Origin of the sequence: Synechococcus sp. BIOS-E4-1 (genome assembly GCF_014279995.1) — a bacterium.
In the GTDB taxonomy this organism is placed as follows: domain Bacteria; phylum Cyanobacteriota; class Cyanobacteriia; order PCC-6307; family Cyanobiaceae; genus Synechococcus_C.
In genome coordinates this window covers 1,195,488-1,204,688 of record NZ_CP047935.1, presented here as the reverse complement: position 1 = coordinate 1,204,688, position 9,201 = coordinate 1,195,488, and the positions used below count along the sequence as shown (strand labels likewise).

The following is a 9,201-nucleotide window of genomic DNA, read 5'->3' as shown; positions in this document are numbered from 1 at the left end:
GGCATTGCCCCTCGCGCAGGACATCCTTCACTTCTGGTTTGAAGAATGCAGGCCATGGCAATGGTTCCGGCGCAATCAGGAATTTGATCGTTCTGTCAGCGAACGATTCGGGGCACTGGCTGAGGCAGCTCAGCACAACCGGTTGATCGCGTGGGAAGCGGATCAGACGTCGTCTTTGGCGCTCGTGTTGTTACTCGATCAGTTCTCTCGACAGATCTGGCGTGATCAGGCGCGCGCCTACCAGGGCGATGTCCGCGCCCAGCGATTGAGCCAACTCGCTCTGGACCAACATTGGCTGGAACATGAACCTCAGAGAGCACGTCGACAGTTCTGGTTGATGCCGCTGTTGCACGCCGAATGCCTCGAGACGGTGAACAAGGCGATCCCTCTTCTGGAGAGATGGGTTGATGTTGCAACCGCAGATGTGGCCAGACGCAATCGCGACATCCTGATCGAACACGCGCGATATCCCTGGCGGGACGGAGCTCTGGGCCGTTGATCAATGGCTGAACGCCGATTCTGTTGCAGTCTCTGTGGACTTCAGGGATGGGTGCACTACCGCGTGCGCAGCGAAATAACAGCGGAGTGGACCCTTGTATGTGCAACGTGCTGGACAAGAATTGCCGACCAACCGGGCTACAGATACGGGGGAACGCGTAAGGCAAATCGCCGAAAAAGGAAACGATGAGATCACCGTTCAGCTTGGTTCGATCTGAATGCTGCCATGCTTGCATCACCACACGTAACTGGCATCATCAGTTGAGTTCGAGATGGATCTGAGGTCGGAGTGATCCGACCTCTTTTTGTGAGTTTTTAAAATGACTCGTGGATGACAAGAAAAAACCATTGCCTCAGCAATGGTTGAAACTGGGAAATCGGATAACCCCCATCACTCGACCCATGGGAAAAGGTTAGAGATGATCGCTTCGAAATAGGTGTTCATGTATACCTTGTCACGAACTTCAGATTCAATGCACCATATGTGTCGTTGACGTGCTCCACCCATCTGGACAAAATATGAATCCCCATCATCCGGACCCTTTCGGCACTAGCCGTGGGGTCTTTTTTTATTGGGCGGCTGTGTTGAAGAAAACCCATTGCACAGACCTGCCCGCCACAGGCAGGGGGGTAAAAAAACCAGAAGTTCCAGCCGATTTGCAGCCTTTGAATTGTTCTGATCACAACGAAGCCCTGAGCAACCTGCCGTGAAATTGCAACCAGGTGTGTGTGCAATGCACCGAACGACAAAGCTGTAGCTATACCTTTTGTAGTTGGCTCTCCTCACCGAGATTCCCAACTCCTCACACCCACCGAAGACCCTTTGGGTCTTTTTTTTTGGCTTGGGTCAGCTGTCTGATTGGCAGTCCACAGATGGAGCTCTGCAGTCGTCATAGTCATAGTCCGATCTGCGTCGAGCATTCGGGCGTTTGCCAATCCGGTGGATAGGGATACCCGCCGGGTCGGTCAGCGTTAAACAGCACAGATCACAACCTATTTCCACACCAACAGCCGACGATGGCAATGGTCGGCATTGATTCTTTGGTTCACTCCATTCAGCCGGCCATCTACAAACGCATGCGATGGATTGACCATGCGGAGATCTGTGAGATCGATCGGCCAAAGCAACTGAGCTGAGCCAGTGAAACCATGCCCACAGGAATGAGAGTGATGGCAATCACGATCAATGCCACTCCCGTTCCCGGCGAGTGAATATTTGCCTGAGAAAGGCTTGTTACCCATCCGGACCATGCAAGCAAGGTCAGCACACCGTTCGATGGGCTGGAGCTCTAAGAGCGATTTGGGCTTGTCTTTTACAAAAAAGCCCCTGCGGAGAGGGGCTTAGAGCATTCACTGTTGGATTGAGCCGTTGACTTCGCTTGAGTGGAAACTCAGAAAGTTGACGGCCTGTTCGATGACAAGGCAGCTCACTTAGCAGGAGCTTTGTTATCTCCGGGCTGATGATTGTGATGTTCAGCGTTCGGATTGTTGCAGCACATCGGCTTGATAGCGACTTTGATTGTCCTAACAGCTGATGGAGAGGTATCAGCTGAAAACTGGCTGAGAGTTACACTTTGACAGCGAATTGCGAGAACGGTTATCACCTCCAGCCGCGCCAGGTCGGGAATGATTATCAATCTCACCTTGATGGCTGCAGCCAGGTTCAGCCTTGGATTCGCGTCAACAATGAATGACTATCCGCCACAAGTGCAACCACAAGCACCAGCGGCATCATGGCAAGGTTCATGGTTGGGGTGTCCGTTGGCGCAGGCATCAGAACAGAAGCTTTGTCCATTCCTTTGAACAGCAGATGGACCGTCAGCTTCACATTGACAGGAAGGGCAGGCACAGATCAAAACTGTTGTCGTCATCCGAAGATCACATCTGCAATAGGTCTAACAGAAACCAGATATTGACCAAACAAAAGCATGCAACAGCCACACAATGACACAAAAAGTGACAACGATTATCGTTTTTGTCCGTACTGTTTGAAAACGATAATCACTATCTTTCAAGGTATTGATGCTGCTGCTCGCCACGCCTGAGGATTGCTTTTGGGTTGCCCCCATTCAGATCCATACAAGGCATGACAACATCCAGCCAAATCGCACAAAGCTGCCGCCCCTCAAGCGATGTCGGCTTCAGGATCTGTTTTGGTGATGGCTTCTGAGCACCCATTCACAAGGATGCAAGCCATCCGCGTTGTGACCTCAGCTGCTCAATGGCGCTTTTGAAGACTCAGCTCACCTCAATCCCTTTACCGCGGTAAAAAGCAAATCGCTCGAGGATCTGACCTGCCTCCGGCTTGGGCGTTTCGTAACTCCAAACGGCGTTGGCGATGACGTTGTCAGCGAGAACCACATCCCAGTAGCGGGCAGTGCCCTTCCAGCCGCAAACCGTGGTGTGACTGGAATCGCGAAAGAACTCCTGACGCATTGCCGAGCGGGGGAAATAGGGATTGCCATCCACCATCACGATGTCATCGCTTTCCGCAAGCACTGTTCCATTCAGGACCGCTTTCATACGCTTCATCCAGACCGTTGACTGGCAACAACCTATCGAATTTATCGACTCAGGGGATTGCCACCAGGAGACTCCAACCTTTTCTTGGAGCTTAAATTGCAAAAGCAAGTGCAATGAGTAGTAACGCAAAAAACATCACGACGACTATCGACACATACTCAGAAAACCATTCAACAATCTCCAGCAAACATCAAAAGGATTCAGCAATCGCTGACCTTAAAATATAAATTTGCAAACACAACATTAATCAAGATAGAGATTACGATCAAAGCAATACAGGGCGGCACGAATCACTGAAATCGCACCAAGGATTTACACCCACATCTGCGTACTCGAGACGCCACTCATGTGGTCCATGCGCATGGGCAACGCAAATACCTCCATTTGATCCATCGGGCGATGAAAGACTTTGCATAAACGCACCGTGGGGGTTGATTCCGCAATAAGACAAACGCATTGCACCCTTTGATGGCTGCACGTAACCGAGGGACAACTTCATCAACTCACCATCCTGAGAGTTAGCAAAAAACCATGTCCAAGGGCCGCCAGACACCAAAGTCATCACCTCATCGACCCCGACACCGTCGGCGCTACTATTAACGTGAAAAGGGCCAAATTTCAGCTGCGTATCGACCTGCCCTTGAGCACCCAGCGCTTTAAGATCGTAAACTTTTGGATAAGGAGGAACATCTTTTTCAGATGTCACAAGTGAGCCACCGCTTTCACAAGCAGGATCGCGGCCAGCCTCAGCGATAAGTCCCAGAAGTGCTGGACGATCAAGAGCATACATGCTGATCAGCTGTTGTTGTTGCTGCAAACTCAGCAATTCACTGCTTGGCGAAGTTGACAACTTTAATATCTCCAATGACTCTTTAACAAGAGGGACAATGGAGACTCTCACTCCAATTTTCTTCAGCTCCTGATTGATTGGTGCCAACCCAGTCAGATAAGTTCGGCCACTTGAAAAATCAAGTCTCAGGGAATCAGTCATTTCGGAAAGATCACGAAGGAATGTCTTGGTTGGAAAGTTCCTGTTTAAAAAGCAAAGAGCAATCAGTTCAAAGAGATCTGACCATAAAATCAGCCTGCTTTTGGCGTCAAAATGCCAATTCCTGCAACACAGCGAGAGCCATCAATCATAACGGGAAACTTGTGGTCTTCTGCCATATACATGACACCTTTAATCTCAATTTCAAAACGAAAACACTCCTTAACCCCTGAATCAATCACCCGGCGGTCAGCCTCATTGAACAGCGCTGACTGCTCTGGAGCGATGAAATCAACATCACTTTTGCCAATCATGCTTTCAGCATCTGCCTCATAGAGGCGGCTAACCGCAGAGTTAACAAAAAGAAATCGCAAATCCCGATCTTTCACATAGATACAATTGTCAGTAGCATTGACAACCAGCGAGAGAAGGTTTTCCATGCTGCGTGCATCAATAAACAGTCACAAGAACATTAGCCAGGTTGAATTTCATTGTCAGCGACCGCTTCTGTAAACTCCCAAATACAACTCAGGAGTTGGCAAAGCCATCAAACCGTCTGGGGGTCAATCAATCCATAGAGAAGCGCAGAAACCGCAAGCTGCGTGCGATCGCGAACTGCCAGCTTGTTCATCGCATTGGACACATGGCTCTTCACCGTTTCAGTTGAGATCTGGAAAGCAGATGCGATCTCTGCATTGGTGAGACCACCTGCCACCGCGCTCACCACTTCCTTCTCACGCTCGCTGAGCTCCTCCACAAACTTCGGAAGGTCTTCGGATTGAAGTGAATTCACCAGCCGGCGCACATCTTCGGGGTAATAGACACCACCACTGCTGAGGGTCTGCAGTGCCTGGATGAAATCACCGTGACCGGTGCCAATCGAGGAGCGGAAAATCACGCCATCAGCGTGGGCCTGCATCGCCTCCTGAACAACGTCCTGCGATTCACGACTGAGGAAGATCAGCATGCGGGTGCCTGGGCAGTGCTCATGCACTCTCTGCATCAGGCGAATGCCGTAGCCAATTTCAAGCTCTTCGGTCAGCAGCAACAGATCAGGTTGCAACTGCTGGACCAGTTGCAGCCCTTCATCCTCTGTTGTGGCTCCTCCCACCAGCCGGGGGGCAATGAACGGAGCGAGGCAGATTCCTGTGAGAGCAAGGCGATCGCCCATCACCACGACAATCCGGAACCCATCCAGAAGATCCATGCAGGTCTGGATCGCCTGAGAGATCGTGCGCGACTCGAGCCGAAGTTGCATGCGCTGAGCAGGCGGAAGATGCACTGCACTTCTGATAGCAGTGAGCATCAGCTGTTGATCACAGCGATCAAGTCACAGGAGCAGAATGGCCCGAAATGGATGTTTTCAATGCGTCTTCTCGCCTCATTGCTGGCCCTGTGCGTCGCCCTGTTGCTGCCCGGGCAAGTTCAGGCCAAGACACTGGAAATTGACATCCACACCATCTCCAAAGACGGAGTCGGTGAGTCGATCGGCACGGTTCTGGCCAGCGACAGTAAAAACGGACTTGTGATCACACCGTCCCTTACCAGCCTGAGCGAAGGCGAACATGGTTTCCATCTGCATGCAGGCTCGTCCTGTCAGGCGGCAGTCAACGACGAAAACGTCAGCATCCCAGGGCTCGCAGCCGAGGGACACTGGGATCCCGACAACACCAACAGGCACAGCGGTCCTTTCGGCGATGGGCACCGAGGTGATCTCAGTCGTCTGATTGTGAATGCCGACGGCAGCACGACCACCGAAGTTGTGGCTCCGCGGCTGAGAACAACTGATTTGCGCGGGCGGGCTCTGATCGTGCATGCCGGTGGAGACACCTACAGCGACGTTCCTCCCCTCGGAGGTGGAGGTGCTCGCATCGCTTGCGGTATCACTGACTGACGCGTCGAGGATGGTTCAGAAACTGCTCTGATTCTGTCCCGCGAATCGCCCTTGGTAATTTTCCTCGCCATCGAGGGTCTGAAAGATGAATTGACAGATGGCTGTTCCAGGATGAACGGCGAGCGGAGCTGGACCGAAATTGCTCATCTCCAGAACCTGCTGGCTATCGATGCCAGGGCCCATGAAAGGAGCACTGATGTGCACCATCAATCCAAGACGAGCAAAGCGGCTGCGGCCCTCCAGCCATCCACACAGTCCGGGGCCGAGCCTCAGACGCTCTTCGGTGATCCCCAGGATGGTTTCGCCCGGCATCATCAGGATGTGCTCGCCCTCTGCGATGTCCACCTTGTCGGTGAACGCGCGGTAGTCGGTGTGTTCATTCACATCGACAATTTCATGCACTTTGCGAAACACCCGGAAACTGCTGGCAAGGGTGAGATCCACCGATGCAGGGCCCACATGCTCCCGAATGAACGGTGTGATGCTGATGGCACCACTGTCGATCGCCCGCAAGATGGCCTGACGCCCGAGAACCGCCATGAAAACGATGTATGGCCATTCAGGTTATGGACAACTGGGCGCAGCGGCCAGTGCAACAGACAGAAAACGCGTCAGCCGAAAGTCCTTCCGTTCCAACCCAAGGCACTTGCAGGAACGTCATCGAAGCTGATGTAGATCCTGTCGGCAGGAATCCCGGTTCGAGCCGTGATCAGCTCAGAGAATGCCGCCGTCATCGCAGGAGGGTGAAGGGCCCCAATTGACTTGATCTCAACGAATGCGGCAGGTGCGGAGCTGCCGCCGAAGGTCATCGGCACATCGGTCTCGAGGAGTGTCATCACGTAATCCTCAGGTTTGCCGGTCAGCTCGGCCAGCTTGGCTGAAAGCTCAAGCAGCAGCTCATCGCGACGATCGACAGAAGCAAGCGATGTGCGCAGATTGATCAGAGGCATGGTGATGATGATCGGTTTCAGAGATGAATCATTCTTAAACCACTCAGCCCTGCTGAGACTCTCTGAAAGCCTGGAGTTTGTCGATGTCCTTTTCCTGGTCAATGGCGTAATCCGTCAGGATTAATGCTTTACCGATGGTTCCGAGGGCGTACTCAATGCGATCGAGATCTGCACGTCCTTGCTGGTCAGCACGGGCTGCACGAATCACAGATGGAGTGAGCTGATCAGCCAACTGCTCGATCGCTGCAGCAATGGAGCTGGCCTGGAAGAGGGGGTCACTGGAGCCCACGGGAGAAGACAGGTGCTGTTCTAAGCCGATGATGACAACAGCTGACGGTAAAGAAACACGGATCTTGCGAATCAGCGGCTGTTCCAGCGATTCCAGATCCGTCGATGCCAGGGCGTCACATCCCTGGGTGGGGAAGGTTCACCTCGTTGACTTCGATCAAGGTGATCCATTTCCTGACCGATCTGCTTGAGCACCGGAATCAACAGAACCGCTGCGATCAAACCAACAATCAGCAGTACCGGCAAAAGCGTCACCATCCAGACCGTGACGATGACCAGTGCAGCAAAACCAAGCAACTGCTGAAGCCAGGCAGGGCGACTGCGCCCGGGTAGTTGCTTCATATCCGTAGTGGCAGAGCAGTGAGCCTGCCGCTGAGGAAAGCACCGGTGTCTATACCGATACGGTGTGGCAAACGCGTCACGGCAAAATCGCGACTGATGGAGTGCCCATGCACCACTGTGTAAGGCAATCCATGCTCACACTCCAGAAAAGGTGAACGGATCCAGAGCAGATCGCTATCCAGCTGCTGATCCAGAGGAACACCTGGCCTGACACCTGCATGAACAAAGAGATACGAGCCTCGAATTGCAGTTAAAGGGAGAGCTTCTAACCAATCGCGATGCTCACGGGCGGTCGCAAGGAAGTCATGGTTGCCGCCATTGCGCATCCAAAGCTGGATGGCACCACCAGGCATCTGCTCATCGATCGCATCAAGCAACATCTGCTCATGGTTGCCACGCAGAACCGTGACGGCCGAAAGTCCATAGGCAGGTGGGTCGGCCTGCAAGGATCGCACCAGCTCGATCACCCTGGCATCGCCTTCAGGCTCGGGTGACCGATCAAACAGATCCCCGAGGAACATCAGTTCAGCCCCCGTATGAAAGTGGGGAAGAAGCGCCAGCATCAATCTGGTGGCACAACCGTGAACATCGCCAATTGCCACAACAGTGGCTGAAGCATCCAGAGGGGCAACAGCAGATGACATCAGTGGTTGCTCCCATCAAGGGTTTGCCTAGTTAAGCAACGGTTTTCAACGTCGACAGGTCTGAACGACAACGTGCTGAACGCACGAGAGGCAGAAGCGTGACAGACACCACCCTTCAGTTGTATTCCCCAGGTGTTTCACGTTTAGACACAGTGACACGTCCAACCTTCTGACCAGAGAAGCGCAACAGTTCATCGCCGGCGAATTCGTAGCCAAGATCGGCAGCGATCCTGGCCACATCATCAGCAGTGGAGGAGGCAAGCACGGCGTCTTTCAGATCTGGATCGTTCTGCATCAGAACAAGAAACGCCTTCAACTGATCAAGAGCCATGGACACAAGCAACACAGTTGATCATCGCCTGCGGCGGCATCCACCAGAAACAGGAGCGAACTGAGGCTCACTGCTCAAACTGAATGTCCAGACTGAATGTGATGTTTTTTGCATCAACAACAGAGAGACTTAATTAGATTACTTAAAATAGACAAATTTGATGAAGTTTAACCTGCTCACACCAAAAAAGCTGGGAAAGAAGCTCGAAGAAGGGCTCTTGAGCAATAGAATCTATGCAGCCATATTACTGATCTTCAATGTTGCATATATTCTTCCAAAGTTTACAGAAGCCGCCGACTTTTCAAGCATCCTGATCGCCACACTTCCACCAGCTTTCATCATTTCAGTCGTTATCACGTTCGCGAGAGATCAATATATTAAAAACACTCTTCTGCGTAGATTGATGGAAGATTCGTACATTCCCTCTGTCTACAAAAGCAATGTCGACCTCAGAGCTCTTTCCAATCCGACACCTTTAAAAAAGGAGAGAGCTCAGACCAGGCAATGGATCGAGCTCAATATTCTCGACCGAATCAGCAGCAAATAACAAGCAATCACTCGACTGTTGTCAGCAAGGACAACTCTAAAAGGTCCTGTCAGTGACTCAAGCAATACGAAGACGCACATCCCCAAGCCAGTCAGTCAAACCTTTCCAAAACAAGATTGTGGCTAAATTTCCGCGAACAAATGTAAAATTTTTAATCATTCAGATCCAACGAGTCTCAGAGCGTCAATCCAATGAC

14 protein-coding genes are annotated in these 9,201 nt (G+C 52.0%); 2 read left to right on the top strand and 12 right to left on the bottom strand.

Annotation, left to right across the window (positions count from 1 at the left end):
* The first annotated feature begins 4 nt into the window (after nt 1-4).
* Nucleotides 5-499, top strand: a complete 495-nt coding sequence (locus SynBIOSE41_RS06250; protein ID WP_255475976.1) for a DUF924 family protein — start codon at nt 5-7, stop codon at nt 497-499.
* Nucleotides 500-1,491: 992 nt separating this feature from the next.
* Here the strand turns inward: SynBIOSE41_RS06250 and SynBIOSE41_RS06245 are convergent.
* The 6 genes from SynBIOSE41_RS06245 to SynBIOSE41_RS06220 all read right to left on the bottom strand — a co-directional run bounded on the left by SynBIOSE41_RS06245 (nt 1,492) and on the right by SynBIOSE41_RS06220 (nt 5,267).
* On the bottom strand, nt 1,492-1,740 hold the full coding sequence (locus SynBIOSE41_RS06245; RefSeq protein WP_186540050.1) for a hypothetical protein: 249 nt from the start codon (nt 1,738-1,740) through the stop codon (nt 1,492-1,494).
* 452 nt (nt 1,741-2,192) lie between these two features.
* Complete coding sequence (locus SynBIOSE41_RS06240) at nt 2,193-2,369, bottom strand: conjugal transfer protein TrbI (protein WP_074159337.1); 177 nt, start codon at nt 2,367-2,369, stop codon at nt 2,193-2,195.
* Between the two features lie 367 nt (nt 2,370-2,736).
* Nucleotides 2,737-3,021 (bottom strand): DUF427 domain-containing protein, encoded by a 285-nt coding sequence (locus SynBIOSE41_RS06235; protein WP_186540049.1) that lies wholly within the window; start codon nt 3,019-3,021, stop codon nt 2,737-2,739.
* Between the two features lie 265 nt (nt 3,022-3,286).
* The gene (locus tag SynBIOSE41_RS06230; protein ID WP_186540048.1) at nt 3,287-4,012 is read right to left on the bottom strand and encodes a hypothetical protein; all 726 of its coding nucleotides are present in this window, start codon (nt 4,010-4,012) and stop codon (nt 3,287-3,289) included.
* Between the two features lie 89 nt (nt 4,013-4,101).
* The gene (locus SynBIOSE41_RS06225) at nt 4,102-4,449 is read right to left on the bottom strand and encodes a PAS domain-containing protein (protein ID WP_186540047.1); all 348 of its coding nucleotides are present in this window, start codon (nt 4,447-4,449) and stop codon (nt 4,102-4,104) included.
* A gap of 107 nt (nt 4,450-4,556) precedes the next feature.
* Nucleotides 4,557-5,267, bottom strand: coding sequence for a response regulator transcription factor (locus SynBIOSE41_RS06220; RefSeq protein WP_186540046.1), 711 nt, complete (start codon nt 5,265-5,267; stop codon nt 4,557-4,559).
* A gap of 108 nt (nt 5,268-5,375) precedes the next feature.
* Here SynBIOSE41_RS06220 and sodC point away from each other — a divergent pair, with 108 nt between their 5' ends.
* On the top strand, nt 5,376-5,903 hold the full coding sequence (gene sodC / locus SynBIOSE41_RS06215; protein ID WP_186540879.1) for a superoxide dismutase family protein: 528 nt from the start codon (nt 5,376-5,378) through the stop codon (nt 5,901-5,903).
* A gap of 15 nt (nt 5,904-5,918) precedes the next feature.
* On the opposite strand, the gene dcd is transcribed toward sodC, so the two are convergent.
* From dcd to SynBIOSE41_RS06185, 6 genes are all read right to left on the bottom strand, one after another.
* A complete protein-coding gene (gene dcd / locus SynBIOSE41_RS06210; protein WP_186540045.1) occupies nt 5,919-6,443 on the bottom strand; it encodes a dCTP deaminase in 525 nt (174 codons plus the stop codon).
* A gap of 71 nt (nt 6,444-6,514) precedes the next feature.
* Nucleotides 6,515-6,853, bottom strand: coding sequence for a phenylpyruvate tautomerase MIF-related protein (locus SynBIOSE41_RS06205; protein ID WP_186540044.1), 339 nt, complete (start codon nt 6,851-6,853; stop codon nt 6,515-6,517).
* 43 nt (nt 6,854-6,896) lie between these two features.
* Complete coding sequence (locus tag SynBIOSE41_RS06200; RefSeq protein WP_186540043.1) at nt 6,897-7,142, bottom strand: hypothetical protein; 246 nt, start codon at nt 7,140-7,142, stop codon at nt 6,897-6,899.
* A gap of 71 nt (nt 7,143-7,213) precedes the next feature.
* Complete coding sequence (locus tag SynBIOSE41_RS06195) at nt 7,214-7,483, bottom strand: hypothetical protein (protein ID WP_066909458.1); 270 nt, start codon at nt 7,481-7,483, stop codon at nt 7,214-7,216.
* Nucleotides 7,480-8,127, bottom strand: coding sequence for a metallophosphoesterase family protein (locus tag SynBIOSE41_RS06190; RefSeq protein WP_186540042.1), 648 nt, complete (start codon nt 8,125-8,127; stop codon nt 7,480-7,482). The genes SynBIOSE41_RS06195 and SynBIOSE41_RS06190 overlap by 4 nt, the downstream gene beginning before the upstream one ends.
* Nucleotides 8,128-8,242: 115 nt before the next feature.
* Nucleotides 8,243-8,458, bottom strand: coding sequence for a Nif11-like leader peptide family natural product precursor (locus SynBIOSE41_RS06185; RefSeq protein ID WP_066909452.1), 216 nt, complete (start codon nt 8,456-8,458; stop codon nt 8,243-8,245).
* Between the last annotated feature and the right edge of the window lie 743 nt (nt 8,459-9,201).

Coding starts and splice junctions, on each gene's coding strand:
- SynBIOSE41_RS06245 (WP_186540050.1), bottom strand. CDS start 1,740: ATGGGTAACAAGCCTTTCTCAGGCAAATATTCACTCGCCGGGAACGGG.
- SynBIOSE41_RS06240 (WP_074159337.1), bottom strand. CDS start 2,369: ATGACGACAACAGTTTTGATCTGTGCCTGCCCTTCCTGTCAATGTGAA.
- SynBIOSE41_RS06235 (WP_186540049.1), bottom strand. CDS start 3,021: ATGAAAGCGGTCCTGAATGGAACAGTGCTTGCGGAAAGCGATGACATC.
- SynBIOSE41_RS06230 (WP_186540048.1), bottom strand. CDS start 4,012: ATGACTGATTCCCTGAGACTTGATTTTTCAAGTGGCCGAACTTATCTG.
- SynBIOSE41_RS06225 (WP_186540047.1), bottom strand. CDS start 4,449: ATGGAAAACCTTCTCTCGCTGGTTGTCAATGCTACTGACAATTGTATC.
- SynBIOSE41_RS06220 (WP_186540046.1), bottom strand. CDS start 5,267: ATGCAACTTCGGCTCGAGTCGCGCACGATCTCTCAGGCGATCCAGACC.
- sodC (WP_186540879.1), top strand. CDS start 5,376: ATGCGTCTTCTCGCCTCATTGCTGGCCCTGTGCGTCGCCCTGTTGCTG.
- dcd (WP_186540045.1), bottom strand. CDS start 6,443: ATGGCGGTTCTCGGGCGTCAGGCCATCTTGCGGGCGATCGACAGTGGT.
- SynBIOSE41_RS06205 (WP_186540044.1), bottom strand. CDS start 6,853: ATGCCTCTGATCAATCTGCGCACATCGCTTGCTTCTGTCGATCGTCGC.
- SynBIOSE41_RS06195 (WP_066909458.1), bottom strand. CDS start 7,483: ATGAAGCAACTACCCGGGCGCAGTCGCCCTGCCTGGCTTCAGCAGTTG.
- SynBIOSE41_RS06190 (WP_186540042.1), bottom strand. CDS start 8,127: ATGTCATCTGCTGTTGCCCCTCTGGATGCTTCAGCCACTGTTGTGGCA.
- SynBIOSE41_RS06185 (WP_066909452.1), bottom strand. CDS start 8,458: ATGGCTCTTGATCAGTTGAAGGCGTTTCTTGTTCTGATGCAGAACGAT.